Below are 20,146 nucleotides of genomic sequence, written 5' to 3' on the forward strand. Positions count from 1 at the left end.
AGTGATAAACATGATTGGAATGCAATATAAGGTCATTTTTTCGAAAGATTATGATATGGAGATTATTAAGAAAAGGGTAAAGGATAATGGGTATAAAACGGATGGTTTTCAAGACCTGAATTTTAAAGCTTATTTAATTACTGAGGCAGATAAGGACGGAAATTTCTATAACTGTTATGCACCTTTATATATTTGGAATGGTCATGAAGGAATGAACAAATTTATCTTTGAAGGGTATTACGATAATATTTTACAATCTTTTGGATGGCAACAAATAAATATAGGTGTTCCATTAGTTGTTAATGTAAAGGGTGATTTTAAGAAATGTAGATATGTTGTGGAATATGAAGGAAGTATTTCTCCAAGTGAATCATTGAGTGGGATTCAATCTATCATTGTGGATCAAAAGGTAGAAAATTGTTTAGGAAATGTAATAGTATATAATCCAGATAAATGGGGATATAGCCAGTTTAATTTTTATGAAGAGAAGCCTGATATTACAGCGAATAAAGGTGTTACAGTATATGAGATTTTGCACATTTCACGATGAAAACTTGTTGAAGTTAAATTAAGAAAAAGGAATGACAATGTATGCCCTTTGTGAACGTTTATTATCATGAAAATAAATTAAATAAAGAAGAAATTAAAAAGATAGGTGAATGTATTCATCTTTCATTAATTGAACATTTTAACATCCCTGAAAATGATTTCTTTCAAATGTTTTTACCCTATCAACAAAATCACTTTTTATATAATCCATATTATTTATTAGAAAGAGGAGAAAAGAGAACAGAGAATATGATGTATGTTTCTATCACATGTGGACCGGGAAGAACGATAAAACAGAAAAGTGATCTATATCAGTCGATATCCTCGAAGGTTTCTGAATGTTCTAGTATAAAAAGTGCAAATATTTTTATTACGGTAAATGAGACATCTGCAGAAAATTGGTCATTTGGTCAAGGAATGGCACAATTGGTAAAAGTGAAGGGGGAGTGAAATGATGAATGAATCCATTGAATATTGTATTCAAGAGAAAATGAGAGAAATGGCACCTGTATTTGCACATTATAGTGAAGAGATACTGTTCGGGGAAGTGTGGCGAGATGACACTTTAACATTACGAGAAAGAAGTTTATGTACTGTGTCAGCACTAATCAGTCTTGGTAATACAGAACAATTACCATTTCATCTGAAGCTAGCTAAACAAAATGCGATTATGGAGAATGAGTTGGTTGCATTAATAACACATATGGCTTTTTATGTTGGTTGGCCCAAAGCAGCGGGAACTTTACATATAGTAATGAATGAAATGGAAAGTTAAGAATAACGATAAGAAAGAATTCGTTTAAACATGAATTCTTTCTTATCGTTATGTATGCAATACTTTAATGAGATATTTTTCACGGTTTCTCTTGCTTTTTTATCACTTGCGTAGTAAAGTGATAGTAAGATTCACGATAGGAAGTGATCAAACATGCGTGATAATACAATAGGATCATTAATATGGTTACGTTTAATACGATTTACGAACCAAAGTAATCAGATGTCAAATGAGTTTTTAAAACGCTTTGATTTAACGACTGCTCAATTTGATGTGCTTTTGCAAATACGTACGTATCAACCACTAACACAAATGGAGTTAGCTGAAAAGGTAACTGTTACACAAGGCGGTATTTCTCGAATGTTAACACGTCTTGAAAAAGAAGGATATATTGTACGAAAACAAGATTGGAAAACGAAAACAATTAGTCTGACAGAGCAAGGGGAAGCGGCCTTAGAGAGAGCACTGCCAGAGCAGCTTGCATTTCAATCATCGTTTTTTGATGATGTATTAAATGAAGAAGAGCAGAAAATGTTATACGAGCTAATGACGAAAGTTCATAAGCATAGTGAAAAAAAAGAATTACCGCAAGAGTAATTTTTTTTACACTATCAATTGACTAATCAAGTGATGGTGTAAGCAATAGGGAAAAACATTTGACTTACAAATGTTTTTAAAAGAGAAAATAATAACACCTCATCAAAGGAGAGAGCAATGATGGAAAAATACCGTATGAATACAAGTAAAGGAATGGAGTTTGGATTATATTCAATTGGGGATCATGTTTTAAATCCACATAACGGAGAGAAAATTAGTGCTGAACAAAGAATTCATGAATTAATTAAAACAGCAAAGTTAGCGGATGAAGCTGGACTTGATGTATTTGCTGTCGGTGAAAGTCATCAAACGCACTTTACAACGCAAGCTCATACAGTTATTTTAGGAGCGATTGCGCAAGCTACGAAAAATATAAAAATTGCAAGTTCAGCAACGATAATAAGTACATCTGATCCGGTACGAGTATACGAGGACTTTGCTACACTTGATTTGATTTCTAATGGACGTGCAGAAATTGTGGCTGGTCGTGGGTCTCGTATTGGGGGATATAGTTTACTTGGTTATGATGTGAATGATTATGAAGAGTTATTTGAAGAGAAGATGGATCTTTTATTAAAAATTAATAAAGAGGAACATGTAACATGGAATGGACAGTTCAGGGCACCGCTTGCGCATGCATCGGTTATTCCAAGAGCTAAAAATAATAACTTACCAATTTGGCGTGCAGTTGGTGGCCCACCAGCTAGTGCGATTAAAGCAGGACGTGCAGGTGTACCAATGATGATAACAACACTAGGTGGCCCAGCTATTAACTTTAAAGGATCAGTAGATGCTTACCGTGAGGCGGCTGCGCAAAGTGGATTTAATCCAGCGAGTTTGCCAGTTGCAACAACGAGTTTATTTTACACAGCAAAAAATTCACAAGATGCACTTAGTGAATACTATCCTCACATTAATGCTGGTATGCTTACGCTACGCGGTGGTGGGTATCCGAAACAACAATTTACAAATGCAATAGATTACCGTGACGCGTTAATGGTTGGTAGCCCGCAACAAATTATCGAAAAAATGCTTTACCAATATGAATTGTTTGGGCAACAACGTTTTATGGCAGAAATTGATTTTGGTGGTGTACCATTTGATAAAATTGAGAAAAACATCGAATTAATTGCTACTGAAATTTTACCGGCTATTAGAAAACATACAGCAAAATAACTTAAAAAATACCGAGAGTCTAATCGATTCTCGGTATTTTTTTATGTATGAATTTAGTTTAGAAAAATGACAATAAAATGAATTTTTAGTCTAGAAAGAGGGAGTGTATTTTCTATTTTTGAATAACATTGTTTCGTGTTTGAATTTTAGAAATACATTTTTCTCTTGACAAAAAAATAACGAATTTATCCATTGGTTAATAGGACATTTTTTCGTAGAAAAGTCAAGTGTATAAAGAGAAAAACGATTATTTTATTGATGCAAAGATAAGTCTCATATTAAAAAAACACATTTTATCGATGAGGAAAATATAATTCAAAAAAATACCAAAAGACATATTTCAGACAAAATGATGTCAATAATACGTCAAAAATCAGCTGAATTTACTATGCAGGTATATTATACAATTCGATTAACGAATAAAACACTACAGAAATAGTGAAAAGGTAAAAAATAGCATTACAATAGTTTGAAAAACTGAAACTTCATATTTTTCGACAATACATACAAAATGTTTTTGTCTTTTCGTATTTCTTAATAATTGAGTTTGATAAGATTGCTCAATTAACTTTTATTATAAAAACTATGAAGGAAGTGATTGTAGTATGGAAACGCTCGAATTGGCACGAATACAATTCGCATCAACAACGATTTTCCATTACTTTTTTGTTCCGCTGTCTATTGGTTTAGCTTTTATCATTGCGTTAATGCAAACGTTATATGTGGTAAAGGGACAAGAAATTTATAAGAAGATGACAAAGTTTTGGACGCAAATATTCCTTGTTAACTTTGCAGTAGGTGTAGTAACTGGTATTCTACAAGAATTCCAGTTTGGCATGAACTGGTCAACCTATTCACGTTTCGTAGGCGATGTGTTTGGTCCATCACTTGCGATTGAAGGTTTATTAGCATTTTTCATTGAGTCTACATTTTTAGGTTTATGGGTATTCGGTGAGGATAAATTACCGAAGCGCATTCATCTTTTATGTATTTGGCTCCTTTCAATTGGAACAATGTTATCAGCATTTTGGATTTTAACTGCAAGTGCATTTATGCAATCGCCAGTAGGATATGAAATGGCAGCAGATGGACGTGCACAAATGAATGATTTCTTAGCAATTATTCAAAATCCACAATTATGGGTACAATTCCCGCATACCATTACAGCGGCAATTGCAACCGGTGCATTCTTTATTGCCGGTGTGAGTGCATGGAAAATAACGAAAGCACAAGAAACTGAAGTGTTTAAAAAATCATTCCGCATTTCTATCATTGTTGGAACACTTACAACCGCGCTAGTATTATTCTTCGGTCATGCGCAAGCACAACAATTAATTAAGACACACCCAATGAAAATGGCAGCAGCTGAAGCGTTATGGAATACGAGCGAAGATCCAGCGCCATTTACAGTATTTGCGAAAATTGATGCGGAGAAGAAAGAAAATTCGTTTGAAATTCAAATCCCGTATATGCTAAGTCTATTATCATATGATAAATTTAGCGGCCAAGTAGAAGGGATGAATCAAATTCAAAAGCAATATGAAGAAAAATATGGGCCTGGAGATTATATTCCACCAGTACACACGATGTTCTGGAGCTTTAGAGCGATGGTAATGAGTGGAACATTTATGCTTCTTCTAGGAGCGTACGGATGGTTCTTATCAAGAAAAGATCGTTTAGCTGAAAAAACTTGGTATTTAAAATTAATGGTGTATGCAATTTCACTACCGTTTATCGGTAATACAGTAGGATGGATTATGACTGAAATGGGACGTCAACCTTGGGTAGTTTTCGGTGTTATGAAAACGGAAGATGCTGTATCTCCAAATGTTACGTTCGGAGAAGTGCTATTCTCTTTAGTTTCGTTCACATCATTATATTTAATTATAGGTGGAATTACAGTTTACTTATTCGTTCGTATTATTAAAGGACATGAGAATAAGAAAGCGAAACAGGATTCTCAAAGCCATGATCCATTTGATAAGGAGGATGAGTATGTTATCTCTTAATGAGTTGTGGTTTATTATTATTGCAGTTTTATTCGTTGGCTTCTTTGTACTTGAAGGTTTCGATTTCGGTGTAGGTATAGTTTCAAGGTTTTTGGGGGAAAACGATTTAGAGAAAAGAATATATTTAAATACAATTGGTCCATTTTGGCACGCGAATGAAGTATGGCTTGTTTGTGCAGGTGGCGCTATGTTTGCGGCATTCCCGCATTGGTATGCAACTTTATTTAGTGGGTTTTACATTCCGTTTGTATTTATGCTTCTTGCTTTAATTATTAGAGGTGTTTCCTTTAAATTCCGTGCGAAAATAGATAATCATAAATGGAAAGGCTTTTGGGATTGGGGTATGTTTTTAGGAAGTTTACTACCGCCTATCCTTTGGGGAGTTGCCATTGCTAACTTTATGGTAGGTATTCCAATTGATGAGACGAAAAATGCTGTAGGTGGATTCTTACAATTACTTCATCCATTTGCATTACTTGGAGGAGTTATGTTCCTTCTGTTATGTATTGTTCATGGATTGCAATTCCTTACTATACGTACAACAGGTAAGTTAAGAGAACGTGCACGTATTGCCGCGTTGAAAATTGCACCACTCGCAATTATAGCACTTCTTATTTTTGCCGGTGTAGGATTATGGAAAACAGATATTTTCACTGGTCATGGTACAGAGTGGATTATGGTTCCAATCGGAGCTTTTGTAGCGTTATGTGCGTCAACATTATTAAATAAAAGAAGAAGAGATGGTTGGGCTTTCTTTATGACAAGTTTAACAATCATTTTACTAAGTGCGAGTGTGTTTGCTGGCATGTTCCCACGTGTCTTAATTAGCTCGTTAGGGTCAATATACGATTTGACAATTTATAATGCAGCATCGGGAGATTATGCACTAAAACTGATGACGTATTTTTCAATTGCTATATTGCCATTTGTTTTGGGAAGTCAAATATGGAGTTTCTATGTGTTTAGACAACCTGTTAAGTCAGATAAAGATTTGGAGTACTAATGAAAAGAAAAAGAGGACTTCCGTCGTATCCTGGTAGCCGAGTTTTATATGTAGTGTTAACAATCATTAGCATGTTAGAAGCTTTTAGTATTATTGCACAAACGGTGTTTTTAGCGCGAGCTATTACGTTTTTATTTCAGGGAGAAGCAGTGCAATCTGTGTTAAATGAAACAGTTTATTTCGGAATCACGTTTGCAGTACGTCACTTGCTAGTTCGAATGTCACAAATATTAGTGGAACGTTTCGCTGAAAAAACAGGATCGCTACTGAGAAAACAATTAATAGAGGCGTATTTCACATTAGGTCCACGATATGTTCAAACTGTTGGAACAGGTCATCTGGTTACCTTATCGATAGAGGGTATTGAGAAATTTAAAACATATATTGAATTAACAATTCCTAAAATGATTAGAAGTAGTATCGTACCAGGACTAATTGTACTATATGTTTTTACACTAGATATTGAGTCTGGAATCATTTTAGTTGTAACGATTCCTATCGTAATTATTTTTATGATCCTACTAGGATTAGCAGCGCAGAAAATGGCGGATAGTCAGTATGAGACATATCGTGTACTTTCTAATCATTTTGTAGATACGTTAAAAGGGTTAGAAACATTAAAGTATTTAGGTAAAAGTGAACAGCACGAAGGAAAGATTGAAAAAGTAAGTAAAAGATATAGAAAAGCAACGATGCGTACTTTGCGAGTTGCTTTTCTTTCTTCTTTTGCATTAGATTTCTTTACGAGTTTATCAATCGCATTTGTGGCAGTCGGATTAGGGATACGTTTAATAGACGGGACGATTGTCCTATTGCCGGCCCTTACGATTTTAATTTTAGCTCCGGAATACTTCTTACCGATTAAACAAGTTGGAGCGAATTATCATGCTACATTAGATGGACAATTGGCAATGGAGCAAATAGAAGAGATTTTACAGCAACAAAAAGAAATAGGAAAGAAAGAATCTAATGTAGACTTAATATGGAATTCAACTAGTAGCTTGAAATTACATGATGTAAAAGTAAATAGTAATGAATCTGAAAAAGCTATATTAGAGGGAATGGACTTTACTTGGAAAGGCACTGGCGCCATAGGTGTAATTGGTGAAAGTGGGGCAGGGAAATCAACGTTAATCGACGTATTAGCAGGATTTTTAACTCCTTCAGCTGGAAAGATGATTGTAAATGGTGTGGAAATTGATGGATCTACTCGTGAAGAGTGGCAAAAGAATATTGCTTATATTCCACAGCAACCTTATATTTTTCCGCTTTCATTAAAAGATAACATTTGTTTCTATGAAACAAATACAACTGATGAAGAAGTGGAAAGAGTTATGAATGAAGTCGGTCTTCGTTCACTTGTTACATCGCTTCCAAATGGAATGTATGAAAGAATTGGAGAAGGTGGGCGTATGCTGAGTGGCGGACAAGAACAACGTGTCGCAATGGCGCGAGCCCTTTTAAGCAAAAAGCCAATTATTTTATTAGACGAGCCTACGGCACATCTTGATATTGAAACTGAATTTGAAATAAAGCAAGCGATGTTACGTCTGTTTGAAGGTAAGTTAGTATTTCTTGCAACACATCGTCTTCACTGGATGAAACAAATGGATCATATTCTTATTTTAAATAAAGGGAAAATGATAGAAAGTGGAACGTATGAAGAACTTGTAAAGAATGAGGCATTACATGTTCACAGGAAAGAGAGGGGATAGAGATGAGTAACTGGATTAAACCGTATATACAGCAAAATAAAGGTAGAATGACTGTAACTATTTTCCTTGGTCTTCTTGGAGTTAGTTCAGGTGCGATGCTACTTTTCATTTCAGGTTATTTAATCTCTAAATCTGCTCTTAGACCAGAAAATGTAATGGCTGTATATGTTCCTATCGTTGCAACACGTGCGTTTAGTATAGGACAAGCGGTATTTCATTATGTAGAGCGTTTAGTTGGACACGATGTTGTATTACGCATATTAGAAAAGATGAGAACGAAACTATATGGGATAGTAGAACCACAGGCGTTATTTTTCCGTTCACGATTTCAAACGGGCGATATGTTAGGCGTATTATCTGAAGATATAGAGCATTTACAAAACCTATATTTACGTACAATATTTCCTAGCATATTAGCATTAGTTGTATATAGCATATTCGTACTTGTTATCGGTACATTTGACGTAGTGTTTGCACTTATTGCAGGGGGTATGCTAGCTATTATCGTTTTTCTGCTTCCATTTGTATCGTTACTTTTAATGAAGCGACATCATGTTACTTTAAAACAAGGAAGAAATCGTTTGTATCAACAACTAACAGATGCTGTTTTTGGATTATCTGATTGGCAAGCAAGTGGTAGAAAAGATGAATTCATTGATAAGTATGTAGAGCGAAATGATCAGTTGTTAAAAACGGAAAAAAGAATGAAGCGTTGGAATCATATTCGGGACAGTATTATTCAATTAGTAGTGGGTATTGTAGTTATTTCAATGATTATATGGACTGGAAATGAGGCTGCGAGTGAACAGATTGCTCCTACCGTTATTGCGGCTTTCGTCTTAATGACGTTATCTGTCACAAACGCGTTAATTCCTCTGTCAGATGCTATCGATCGAATTCCATCATATGTAGAATCTGCCCATCGTCTCAATCAAGTAGAAGGTAATGGTGTTTTACAGGATGAAAAGGAATTACATGTAGATAAAGATTATATTGCATCTAAACATATAGACATTGAATTAAATCATGTATCGTATAGTTACCCACATAGTAATGAAATGATATTGAAAGACGTATCATTACAAATAAAAGCAGGAAAGAAAATTGCCATTTTAGGAAGAAGCGGAACCGGAAAATCTACTTTGTTAAAATTGTTAACAGGTGCGCTAAGCCCGTTACATGGTGAAGTTTTATTGAATAGTGAACATGCTCACACGAATCTTTTATCAAAATATATTTCTGTATTGAATCAAAAGCCGCATTTATTCGATACGACAATTGGAAATAATGTGCGAATCGGCAAACCAGAGGCAACAGATGAAGAGATATGGAAAGCTTTAGAGAAAGCACAATTAGCTTCTCATATTGTTTCTCTTCCAGATGGATTACAAACAAAAATGCATGAGATGGGAAAAAGATTTTCTGGTGGGGAAAGACAACGGGTTGCTTTTGCAAGAACGCTAATGCAAGAAGCACCAATCATTGTACTAGATGAACCTACAATCGGCTTAGATCCAAAGACAGAATTATCTTTAATAGAAACGATGTTTTCTGCAACGGAAGAAAAGACAGTAATTTGGATTACGCACCATCTTGTAGGAATGGAGCATGTTGATGAAGTAATATTCCTTGATCGTGGTCAAATTGTGATGCAAGGTAGTCATGAACAACTTCTGAAAGAAAATGAGAAGTATCGTATGCTTTATGAGTTAGACAAAGGAATATAATTTTATCCGACTTTAATGGGCAGTAAGACCCCCACCTTAAAATGCAGTGAAAGCAAAGAAGTTAGGTGGGGGATCAACTGCCCATAAAAGTCCGATTGGTTCAACTAATAATCAGTGGGGGATGAAGAACCCCCCCACTGATTAAAGCTTCACTTTATTAAGTATGTAATGGAAAAATAGCTACGCCTAATGGTGGAGCTATTTTTTGTTTTGAAATAAATATTCTATTCTTTTTTTGATGGATGGCAAATGTATATGATCGTTACGAATGAAAAATGAATTTCATATTATACATATAATGGAGGGGATATACGTGAAGGAGCAGTATAAAATTATTGTTTTAAGTGATGAATTATCAAAGGAGAAGATTCAAAATACATTAGACAAAAATAAATGTAAAACAATCGTTCATCTTGTAGACGTGTCAGCTATTGTTCAAATAGAAAATTCTTTTCAATATATAGTCATTTGGAGAATGGATGCAGAAAAAATTACAAATGAATTGATAAATAGGGGCGTGCAAAGTACAAAAATTATTAATTTAACAAAATACATGTATGAATGGAGGAATAAATTAATTTCTATCTATCAAATAAATCCGGATCTTATGTCTTTATACATTTCTATGAAAAAAGCAAAGGGTGATCCGACGTATGAATTATTTGCGACGGGCTTATCTTATCCGCATTGTGGCATAAGTACGGAGCTCCTCTCAAAAAAGTCAATAAAACTAACACTTCCATCGCAAGATTTATACTATGATTATTTAATAGCATCACAACTTCTATCAAACAATCATTCCTTTCAATATTGTTTAATAGGAATAGCTTATTTCTCGTTTTATTTCGACATGTCGTTATCATCTGAATCATATAGAATTCACAAAGTATATTATCCATTGTTTCAGGACGGTCATCATACTGTCGTTCATTCTCATCTACCCACTGATGGGTTCTCACACCTAGATACGCCGAAACCGCTTTTTTCTATTTTTAACATGCATTTTGAGTATATTTTATTAGATGAACTAAAAGATGAATCATTGATACTGCCCTGGATACACGCTGAATGGAATACCACTCCTCCTCACATTCCTTTTGAAGAACACGGGAAAATAAGAGCAGCTTCACATGCTAAATTGTCATATCCTCATACTTTAGTTGAAAATAAAACGATTTTCAAAAAATATTTAGAACTATTGTTAAAACATGATATAAAACCACTAATTGTTGTATTTCCTGTTACTTCACATTATTTCAATTGTAGTAGTAAGAAATTAAAAGAAGATTTTTATAACGTTATAAAAGATTTTCAATCTCAATATTCTTTTCAAATTATAGATTTATTTGATTCGCCATTATTTTGCGATGATGATTTTTATGATAGTGATCATATGAATAAAAAAGGTGCAAATAAAATGTCCGTGTTATTAAATATGTTTATTCAGGAACGAAAAGTATGATATTTCGTTTCATGTCTGCATAAAAGTATATAGGCTCCATTCGTTTACAATAATGTGATTTTTGTGTCGCGTATATAAATAATATGCGAAGAGGTGAGAGAGTAAAATGAGAACTCGTATTGAAAGAAATGAAGAGGTGGTAGATCAACTTCCGTTGGTAAGTGTATTAATTCCTACATATAATCGTCCACGCTACTTTGAAGAGGCGTTATGTAGTGTGTTGGAACAAACGTACCCTAATATAGAAATTATAGTTGGAGATGATAGTACGAATGATGAAACAGAAAAGGTGTTACAAAAATACTTATGTGATCATTCAAATATTACTTATATAAAAAACAGGTCAACTCTCGGGCAGTTTGAAAATGCTCTAATGTTATTTAATGAAGCGAGCGGTGAGTATATAAATTTTTTAATGGACGATGATATCTTTCATGTGGATAAAATTGAAAAAATGATGAAGTATTTTTTCAATGATCTAGCTAATGAAATTAAGCTTGTAACATCCCATCGTCAAGTAATTGATGAAAAAGGGAAAGAACTACGACATATTTATTCAACTGTCCGTTTATTTAAAGAGGATACGATTATAGAGGGAACAGAATTAGCAAATAGGGTAATTGTCGATCAAAAAAATTATATTGGAGAACCGACAACAGTTTTATTTCGTAAAAATGATTTACAAGAACCGTATGGGATTTTTGATAAGAGGAGGTATCTTTGTAACGTAGATATAGCTTCATGGTTATCTTTATTAAGTAAAGGAAAAGCAGTATATATAGCAGAGACACTGAGTTACTTTCGATTACATCCAGATCAACAGTTAAATGAATCTAATAAAATGATGGATGGATTAGAAGATTTTTCACATAGTATTTTAGTAGGAGAAAAATATGGTTTCTTATCTAACGAAAAAGAGTTAGATAAAGCGATAACTAATTTTCTAGATTATGCAAGAAGGATAGTTCCACCATCAATATTATATACATTAGACTATTATCAAAAAATTAAAGAAAAGAAAATAAACATAGAAAAGAAAAAACAACATATAAATAATAATTCGCCTTTACCGAAAGTAAGTATACTTATTCCTGCGTACAATAGGCCGTATTACTTGGAATTGGCGCTTAACAGCGCTCTGAATCAAACATATGAAAATATTGAAATTATTATTTCTGACGACAGTACAAATAATGAAGTCAATGCTATGATTCAACCGTATTTACGTGAATATGAGTGTATTACATATGTTAAAAATGAAACTCCGTTAGTTGCTGAAAACTTTAATAAGTGTATAGAACTTGCGAACGGGGATTATATAAACTTTTTATTAGATGATGACTTATTTCATCATGAAAAGATCGAGAGAATGATGAAATACTTTTTGACGTTAGAAAATATTTCATTTGTGACGTCTTATCGTGAACTGATTGATGAGAACGGTGAGATATTACCACCTTCAACTTTGAATATGAAAATTGCGAAAGAAACTACACTTTTTGAAGGAAAAGAATTAGGGAATTACATATTGAAAAATTTAAAAAATATAGTGGGTGAGCCGACAACTGTTCTGTTTAATCGGAACTTGTTTGAAGGGAAGTTTGGGTATTTTAAAGGGAAGGCTTATTCTGCTATTAATGACATTGCAACTTGGTTAGATATGATGAGGAAAGGGAAAGTAGTTTATATAAAAGAGCCTCTTAGTTATTTTAGACAACATAGTGGACAAAATCAAAAACAAATGCATTTTATTTTAATGACAATTGAAGAGTGGATTGAATTAATTATAGATGCATATAATAGTGGGTTTTTAAGTTCTGAGAGGGATTATAAGGAGAGCCTATCTTATTGTTTAGAAAATGCGGGATTTATAGTTAAGGATGCAGTAAAAAATGGAGAACTAGATCAAATTTATAATGAAAAGATTAAAAAAGGATTAAACAAGCTAGTTGCTCATATGTTTGAGAAAGAACCTTGTTATTGTCAATATTGCAATCAACAATTTGAAAAATTTTTACCTTGGCCAGCAGATTATGATTTTCCGAAATATAAATTTGAGATGTGGAATAAAGATACAGGGATATGTCCAGTTTGTAGTTCAATGGATCGTGAAAGATTGTATCGTGCGTACATTGAAACGGAAACGGACTTGTTAAGTAGAAAATATACTATGCTTCATATTGCACCTGAAGCGAATTTAAGGGATTGGTTTAACGAGTATAAAAATATTACGTATGTATGTGGGGATATAGAACCAAAGGATCCATTAATGAAGGAAATTGATGTTACAAGTATTACATATGATAGTAATACGTTTGATGTAATTTTGTGTAGCCATGTATTAGAACACGTTCTTGACGATGATAAAGCAATGCGAGAGTTATATAGGGTTTTAAAACCAAATGGATGGGGAATTATTCAAGTACCAATCGTAATGAATGTAGATTCTATTATAGAGAATAAATTAATTGTAACACCACAATTGAGAAAATTAGCTTTTGGTCAAGAAGATCATGTGAGAATTTATAATCAATCGGGATTCATTCAACGATTAACGAATGCAGGATTTAAGGTGGAATTATATAACATAGCTGAAAGACAAGGAATGAAAAGTGCGAGGAAATTTGGATTATCTGAAACAGATATGCTCTATATTGTCCGAAAATGATAGGAAGGAATAAATAGATATGGAGAATATTCCTTTTTTACGTGCTTCAACTGTACCAGTAATTGAGTATTTAGATGAATTGAAGGAAATTGATGCATCGCACATATATACGAATTATGGACCTTTAAATCAACGTTTTGAACAAACAATTATGTCGGGATTTTTTCAGAACAGGGGAGCTGTTACAACAGTAGCAAACGCAACGTTAGGGTTAATGGCGGCCATTCAACTTAAGAAAAGAAAAAAAGGAAAGTATGCCCTCATGCCTAGTTTTACATTCCCTGCAACTCCATTAGCGGCTATTTGGTGTGGGTTGGAACCTTATTTTATTGATATTTCAATAGATGATTGGTATATGGATAAAACAGTACTCTGGGATAAGATTGAAGAATTAAAAGAAGAGGTTGCGATTGTTGTCCCGTACGCAACTTTTGGCTCATGGATGAACTTAGAAGAATATGAAGAATTAGAGAAAAAAGGTGTTCCGGTTGTCGTAGATGCGGCACCGGGATTTGGATTAATGAATGGAGGGATGCATTACGGTCAAGATTTTAGTGGAATGATCATATATAGCTTTCATGCAACAAAGCCTTTCGGAATTGGTGAAGGAGGGCTCATATATAGTAAAAATGAAGAAGATATACAACGTATTAAAAGAATGGGGAATTTCGGATTTGATACAAATCGTGAATGTACGATGATGGGGTTTAATTGTAAAATGTCTGAATACGCAGCCGCGATTGGGATTGCAACTATGAAAAAATGGGATGACAAATTAAAAGAACGCACCCGTATTTCTGAATGGTATAAACAATTGTTACAAAGTAATGGGTTAATGAAAAAAGGGTGGCAACTCCAAAAGACAGAAGCAGTTGTTCAGCAATTTATGCCTATTCTTTGTCCGGAAGAAGTTCGCAACAAACAAGTAATAGAAGAACTGAAAAAACAGAAAATAGAAGCTAGATTATACTTTTCGCCCTCTTGCCACCAACAAGTTCTTTTTAGAAACTATAAGTCTACAGATTTAACAAGAACGAATAAAATAGCAAAACGAATAGTAAGTTTGCCTTTATGGGAAGGAATGACGAAAGAAATAGTAGAACAAATTGTAATCTGTTTAGGACAGAAGGGTGGTGTCGGCAGATGAATAGTTTTTATAGTCAAGAAGAGCTAAAGAAAATTGGATTTTTATCTGTTGGGAAAAATGTATTGATTAGTAAAAAAGCAAGTATATATAATCCAGGTGTTATATCAGTTGGTAATCATGTAAGAATTGATGATTTTTGCATTTTAAGTGGCAAAATCACAATTGGAAGTTATTCGCATATATCAGCGTATACAGCGTTATATGGAGGGGAAGTTGGAATTGAAATGCATGACTTTGCAAATATCTCAGCTAAAACCTTAGTATATGCAGTACTAGATGATTTCAGTGGGAATACATTAATGGGGCCAACCGTCCCGAATCAATATAGGAATGTGAAAACAGAAAAAGTTATTTTAAAAAAACATGCGATTATTGGTGCTAATTCTATTCTTTTTCCAAATGTAACTATAGGAGAAGGCACGGCAGTAGGTGCGATGAGTATGGTGAAAAAGAGTTTAGAAGATTGGTATATTTATGCTGGAGTTCCCGTAAGAAAAATAAAACCTCGTCAAAGAAAGATGCTAGAGTTAGAAATTGATTTTTTAAAAAACATTCCTTCTTAACAAAAAGAAGGAATGTTTTTTATTTTTATGGTGCAGCAGAGTGTGTATATAAACGTATTATGTTTTAAATTTTGCTGACCAAGGCAATACTGAGCTATAGTGAATGTAAAGTTGGAGGGCGAGCGTATATGTTTGATGAGGATGGGATTGTTTTAATTATGGAACCGGCTGATGAAAGAAATTTGAGGAGATTTATTTTTTCAGTACCAAAGTCAGTGTATGAAAAGAAGGGGCTTACATTACACTATGGAACAGCTATAGGACAAGGATATACGGATATAATTGAAGATATTATTAGCGTACATATAGAAGTAGATGTTGTAACGGTAATCGGGCATGTAAGAGGGTAAATAGCTATTTGAAAAAAGGTTATAAGTAATGTAGCTAGAAGTTAGGATAGAGAAACTTACAGACAATTATAAAGACGAAGGGAGCCTAAAATGAAAGTAAAATCAATTTTATTAGTATTTATAGTTACAATTGGTTTGATGGGATGTTCACTCGTTGAACAAGGAAAGAACTCCATAGATTATGCTCAAAAAGCGACAGATTATGTAAATGAAATAAGTGCATTTGCAAATGATGCACCAGCATTAGCTGAAAAGGCTGTTAATGATAGTGAAGCTCGAAAAGAATTAGAAGCGAAGCTTAGTGAAATTAAACAAGATATACCCGTTTTTAATGAATTAACACCGCCTGATGTAGCAAAGGATCTTCATCAGCAAATCGTCGGATATAACGAAAAGTTAAATATGTTAATTGATACGGCGATGACAAAGATAGAAGAAGGGAAAGTGAATGTAGAAGAGTTTAAAAACTCTGAGCTTATGCAGACGGTAGATCAAGTTCGAGATTTGAAAGATAAGGTGCAAAATTTAGGTCAATAGTAAAAGGCTCCGTTTATCACAAACGGAGCCTTTTACTATTGGATACAATAAACGATTACACCAACGATAATAATCATGTTGCCGATGAGTTTACGTTTCGTTATTTTTTCCCCTAGGAAATACCAACCGAAAATTAATATGATGATATAACTTAAGGATTCTAATGCTGATGCTTGTTTTAATGCCATTCCCTTCATGGCGATAACATTTAATCCAGCGTTAATTACAAATAAAGAGTAGCCAATAATAACATAAGGATTCACATATTCTTTTATTCTAGAATCGTATTGTTGCAAAGTAGCTTTTTTTAATAATATTTGTGAGTAATTAGCTAAAATTATCCCGAAAATAAATAATAACATATAACTATTCATCTTTTGTCACCACCACAATTCCGACGATAATAATAGCTGCACCAAGTAAATGATTCCACTGAATCGTATCTCCAAATAGAAATACTGACCAAAGCATTGACCATAGTATAATAATCCCGCGATGTGAATATGCTTTTGATATTTCGAAATGTTTAATTACTTGTTGCCATAAAATTGCATATCCAAATAAAAGTATAACTAGTCCGAAATAAGCAATAAAAAATGAGATGGAAGCAATGGGAAATTTAGCCGCCCATTTCATGTAAACCATAATGATAGAATATATCAAAAAAGCTACATGTAAAAATAAGTAATTTTTAATAGTTGGTTTCATTTATTCACTCTCTTTTGCATATAAATATATATTTATACCTAATTTTTCTAATGATAGATATTGAAACGTATTTAGTTTAATCTTTCACATTCCAAATTATATAGTAACATGGCTTTTATTGTAAAACAATAAAAGCCGTGTATTCATTTTTTCCAAGATTCTATAATATGTATCGTTTTATTTGTTGCATCCAACTCTACTTGAACACCAATAGGTATGGTAATCATTGGATGTGTATGGCAACAATCGAAGTCTGCTAGAAAAGGAATTCTTTGATTTTGAAGTACTTCTAATAGTATTTCAAAAGGTTTTCGATTTGTACCACAATGATCAAATTGCTCATGTTTTCCAAGAATGATACCTGAAATTTTATCGAATACACCGTTAATTTTAAGGAATGAAAAGCTTCTTTCAATAGTAGCTGAATCTTTTGAACTGTCCTCAATAAAGAGAATGTCACCCTCTTGAATATGTGGCATATAAGGGCTACCCCAAATTCCTTGAATCGTGTTTAAATTCCCGCCAATAATACGTCCAGTAGCTTTTCCGTCAATTACTGAAATCCAATCGTTTGGTCGAAGTTCTTTCTCCTTCGTCTTTTCTTCCCAATTAATAAATTCATCTGACCAAAATAATGGTTGTTTTATATGATAAGGAAGAGAATGATCATGTAGTAAAGTTTCAGCAAAATATTTGTATGTGCAATCAACAAAAGGTTCAAATTCGCCAAAAGAAGGGACGAGAGCTGGTCCATAAAATGTAGGGATTCCTGTTTTGGTGTAAATTCCTAGTAATAAAGCAGTTGCATCTGAATACCCAATCATTATTTTAGGGTTATTTAGAAAAGCATCATAATCAATATAAGGTAATAAGGAATTTGAATTCATGCCACCAATTGTTGACATGATACAAGAAACATTAGGATTTCTTATTAAAGCATTTAGTTCCTCAGCACGCTCTTGTATACTACCCGAACGATAATAATCATATCGACCTGTTAGTGAACCTTCTAATATATGAAATCCTTTCTGTTGTAAGTAAGATTTCGCTCGTTCAAATCTTTTAGGAGAAGTGTAGGTTACTGGAGAAGAAGGTGAGTAAATCCCAATTGTGTCTCCGTATTTTAATGATTTTGGAAGTGGCGTTTGTATGAATCCTTTCTATTAATAGTTTTATTCATAAGGATTTATCATTGAATATTCTTATATTTCAGTATTGTTATTGTAACATACATGCATTGAAATAATAATTACTGTAGATGAATAAATATGCTTTTTACCTTGACGATATAAAGGGAAAATTGTTATGGTTAAATGTGAGTGTATAAAAGGTTTGTTAAAGGAGTTTTGAAATGAAGCGGTTAAAATGGGGAAGGCTGACAGTCCTATTAGTCATTGTTTTAGGGATATGTTGGTTCTTATTCCAAGTAACTCAAAAGAGTGCAACAAGTATAGAGGGACAACCTTTACAAGTGGCAGAACTACCTAAAACAGAATTAGTTGAAAAAGTAGTCCCACCAAAGTACATACCACCGGAAATTGATGCAAAAGCAGCTATGATTATTGATGCGAGTAATGGAGATATTATTTATCAACATAATGAAAATGAGGCTTTTGCGCCAGCAAGTATGTCTAAGATGATGACAGCATATCTTCTATTAGAAAATGTACATAATGGGAAAGTTCGCTGGGAAGATCCGGTGAAAATGAGTGCGAAAGCGGCACAAACAGAGGGAGCGAGAATCCCAGTACAAGTTAATGACACATTAACTGTTAAAGATTTATATCATGCATTAATGATTGAGTCAGCTAATAATTCAGCTGTGGCTTTAGCAGAACATATGGCAAAATCGGAGAAAGATTTCGTTCAGCTTATGAATGCAAAAGCGAAACAGTTAAAAATGTCGGAACATGCTAAATTTGCAAATGCTTCTGGATTACAAGAGCCAGATGGAAGTGAAACAAAAATGACGGCTGGTGATGTAGCAAACTTGGCGTATCATCTTATAAAAGATTACCCAGAAATATTAGAAGTGACTCACTTACGTCAAAGTCAGTTAGCATTTAATAATATTAATGTTATAAGTACAAATGATATGTTAAACAAAAATAATAAAGCTTTATATATAGAAGGAATAGACGGATTAAAAACAGGATTTACAGATAGCGCAGGGTATTGTTTTACGGGTACAGCAAAACAAGGTGATACTCGTATTATTACAGTTGTTATGGGAACAAAAGGTAAAACAAAGCGTTTTACAGAGACGAATAAGCTAATGTCTTATGCATTTGGCTTAGTTAATTAAGTGAAATACTGAGTTGGATCATCATATAAGAAAGGCAATTTGTTGTTACGTACTATCGGTAACAACAAATTGCCTTTTATTTTTTAGCACTAATAAAGTAAAAAGGTAAAAAATGTGAGTGTTATTATTTGAGTTTATTATTGTTTGTTTATATTATAAAGTTAGAAACTTATTAATGATAAGTTTTGAGGGGCATATGATGTGTACATAGGAAAAAGCCTCAAATGAAAATTGGAGGGAATTATGATGGTAAAAGATTTTTACTCAGCGATTGAAGACAGAAGATCTATTTACGCAATTAGTAAAGAACAAGTAGTTTCTGATGAAAAAATTCAAGAAGTGATTTATCATGCTGTAAAACATACACCTTCAGCTTTTAACTCTCAGAGTGCTCGCGTTGTCGTCTTGCTTGGAGAACAACACGATAAGTTATGGGATATTACGAAAGAAACGTTACGAAAAATTGTACCTGAAAATAACTTCGCTTCTACGGAAGAAAAAATGAATGCATTTAAAAGTGGTTATGGAACAGTTTTATACTTCGAAGATAGTGAAGTGGTGGAAGAACTGCAAGAAAAATTTGCATTATACAAAGAGAACTTTCCAATTTGGTCTCAGCAATCCTCTGGAATGTTACAATTTGCAATTTGGACAGCTTTGGAAATTGAAGGGTTTGGTGCTACATTGCAACATTACAATCCATTAATTGATGAAGAAGTGAGAAAAGAATGGGGGGTTCCAGAAAATTGGAAGCTTATTGCGCAAATGCCATTTGGTAAACCGGTAGTACATGCTGGTGAAAAAGAATACCAGCCTTTAGAAAACCGTGTGAAGATTTATAAATAATGTAGGAAC

The 20,146-nt window shown here is 33.5% G+C and carries 19 protein-coding genes and 1 pseudogene; 17 read left to right on the forward strand and 3 right to left on the reverse strand.

Annotated features, from left to right (window positions below):
- The first annotated feature begins 10 nt into the window (after positions 1–10).
- From PDK19_RS24280 to PDK19_RS24350, 15 genes and pseudogenes are all read left to right on the forward strand, one after another.
- Complete coding sequence (locus PDK19_RS24280; protein ID WP_074615117.1) at positions 11–550, forward strand: DUF4865 family protein; 540 nt, start codon at positions 11–13, stop codon at positions 548–550.
- 41 nt (positions 551–591) lie between these two features.
- Positions 592–999 carry a tautomerase family protein gene (locus tag PDK19_RS24285; protein WP_014893828.1) on the forward strand — a complete coding sequence of 136 codons (408 nt, stop codon included), beginning with the start codon at positions 592–594 and terminating at the stop codon, positions 997–999.
- Between the two features lies 1 nt (position 1,000).
- On the forward strand, positions 1,001–1,324 hold the full coding sequence (locus PDK19_RS24290) for a carboxymuconolactone decarboxylase family protein (protein WP_074615116.1): 324 nt from the start codon (positions 1,001–1,003) through the stop codon (positions 1,322–1,324).
- A 153-nt stretch (positions 1,325–1,477) separates the two neighbouring features.
- On the forward strand, positions 1,478–1,921 hold the full coding sequence (locus tag PDK19_RS24295) for a MarR family winged helix-turn-helix transcriptional regulator (protein WP_001205526.1): 444 nt from the start codon (positions 1,478–1,480) through the stop codon (positions 1,919–1,921).
- 120 nt (positions 1,922–2,041) lie between these two features.
- Positions 2,042–3,097 (forward strand): LLM class flavin-dependent oxidoreductase, encoded by a 1,056-nt coding sequence (locus PDK19_RS24300; protein WP_000417590.1) that lies wholly within the window; start codon positions 2,042–2,044, stop codon positions 3,095–3,097.
- Positions 3,098–3,702: 605 nt separating this feature from the next.
- Complete coding sequence (gene cydA / locus PDK19_RS24305) at positions 3,703–5,106, forward strand: cytochrome ubiquinol oxidase subunit I (RefSeq protein WP_000448882.1); 1,404 nt, start codon at positions 3,703–3,705, stop codon at positions 5,104–5,106.
- Positions 5,093–6,109, forward strand: a complete 1,017-nt coding sequence (gene cydB, locus PDK19_RS24310; RefSeq protein ID WP_000950072.1) for a cytochrome d ubiquinol oxidase subunit II — start codon at positions 5,093–5,095, stop codon at positions 6,107–6,109. The genes cydA and cydB overlap by 14 nt, the downstream gene beginning before the upstream one ends.
- Positions 6,109–7,824, forward strand: coding sequence for a thiol reductant ABC exporter subunit CydD (cydD, locus tag PDK19_RS24315; protein WP_000824087.1), 1,716 nt, complete (start codon positions 6,109–6,111; stop codon positions 7,822–7,824). Before cydB ends, cydD begins: the two co-directional genes overlap by 1 nt.
- Positions 7,825–7,826: 2 nt before the next feature.
- Positions 7,827–9,551, forward strand: coding sequence for a thiol reductant ABC exporter subunit CydC (gene cydC / locus PDK19_RS24320; protein ID WP_000073482.1), 1,725 nt, complete (start codon positions 7,827–7,829; stop codon positions 9,549–9,551).
- Between the two features lie 313 nt (positions 9,552–9,864).
- The gene (locus PDK19_RS24325; protein WP_014893827.1) at positions 9,865–11,013 is read left to right on the forward strand and encodes a hypothetical protein; all 1,149 of its coding nucleotides are present in this window, start codon (positions 9,865–9,867) and stop codon (positions 11,011–11,013) included.
- 106 nt (positions 11,014–11,119) lie between these two features.
- A complete protein-coding gene (locus PDK19_RS24330; RefSeq protein WP_270708155.1) occupies positions 11,120–13,681 on the forward strand; it encodes a glycosyltransferase in 2,562 nt (853 codons plus the stop codon).
- 19 nt (positions 13,682–13,700) lie between these two features.
- A pseudogene (locus PDK19_RS24335) lies at positions 13,701–14,832 on the forward strand (aminotransferase class I/II-fold pyridoxal phosphate-dependent enzyme).
- The gene (locus PDK19_RS24340; protein ID WP_016717225.1) at positions 14,825–15,391 is read left to right on the forward strand and encodes an acyltransferase; all 567 of its coding nucleotides are present in this window, start codon (positions 14,825–14,827) and stop codon (positions 15,389–15,391) included. Before PDK19_RS24335 ends, PDK19_RS24340 begins: the two are co-directional and overlap by 8 nt.
- A 128-nt stretch (positions 15,392–15,519) precedes the next feature.
- Positions 15,520–15,741, forward strand: a complete 222-nt coding sequence (locus tag PDK19_RS24345; protein ID WP_000459104.1) for a hypothetical protein — start codon at positions 15,520–15,522, stop codon at positions 15,739–15,741.
- A gap of 90 nt (positions 15,742–15,831) precedes the next feature.
- Positions 15,832–16,278 carry a DUF6376 family protein gene (locus tag PDK19_RS24350; RefSeq protein ID WP_014893825.1) on the forward strand — a complete coding sequence of 149 codons (447 nt, stop codon included), beginning with the start codon at positions 15,832–15,834 and terminating at the stop codon, positions 16,276–16,278.
- 35 nt (positions 16,279–16,313) lie between these two features.
- Here the strand turns inward: PDK19_RS24350 and PDK19_RS24355 are convergent, their stop codons facing one another.
- The 3 genes from PDK19_RS24355 to PDK19_RS24365 all read right to left on the reverse strand — a co-directional run bounded on the left by PDK19_RS24355 (position 16,314) and on the right by PDK19_RS24365 (position 18,137).
- On the reverse strand, positions 16,314–16,652 hold the full coding sequence (locus tag PDK19_RS24355) for an EamA family transporter (RefSeq protein WP_001089868.1): 339 nt from the start codon (positions 16,650–16,652) through the stop codon (positions 16,314–16,316).
- The gene (locus tag PDK19_RS24360) at positions 16,645–16,986 is read right to left on the reverse strand and encodes an EamA family transporter (protein ID WP_000805122.1); all 342 of its coding nucleotides are present in this window, start codon (positions 16,984–16,986) and stop codon (positions 16,645–16,647) included. Before PDK19_RS24360 ends, PDK19_RS24355 begins: the two co-directional genes overlap by 8 nt.
- A 143-nt stretch (positions 16,987–17,129) precedes the next feature.
- A complete protein-coding gene (locus PDK19_RS24365; RefSeq protein ID WP_270708157.1) occupies positions 17,130–18,137 on the reverse strand; it encodes a S66 family peptidase in 1,008 nt (335 codons plus the stop codon).
- A 200-nt stretch (positions 18,138–18,337) separates the two neighbouring features.
- On the opposite strand from PDK19_RS24365, the gene PDK19_RS24370 reads away from it, so the two are divergent.
- Both PDK19_RS24370 and PDK19_RS24375 read left to right on the forward strand, forming a co-directional pair.
- Entirely contained in the window at positions 18,338–19,291 is a 954-nt protein-coding gene (locus PDK19_RS24370; protein WP_270708156.1) for a D-alanyl-D-alanine carboxypeptidase family protein, read from the forward strand.
- A gap of 243 nt (positions 19,292–19,534) precedes the next feature.
- The gene (locus PDK19_RS24375; protein ID WP_170932393.1) at positions 19,535–20,137 is read left to right on the forward strand and encodes a nitroreductase family protein; all 603 of its coding nucleotides are present in this window, start codon (positions 19,535–19,537) and stop codon (positions 20,135–20,137) included.
- The last annotated feature ends 9 nt before the right edge of the window (positions 20,138–20,146 follow it).

This window comes from Bacillus cereus group sp. BcHK124 (genome assembly GCF_027712065.1).
Taxonomy (GTDB): Bacteria; Bacillota; Bacilli; order Bacillales; family Bacillaceae_G; genus Bacillus_A; species Bacillus_A pacificus.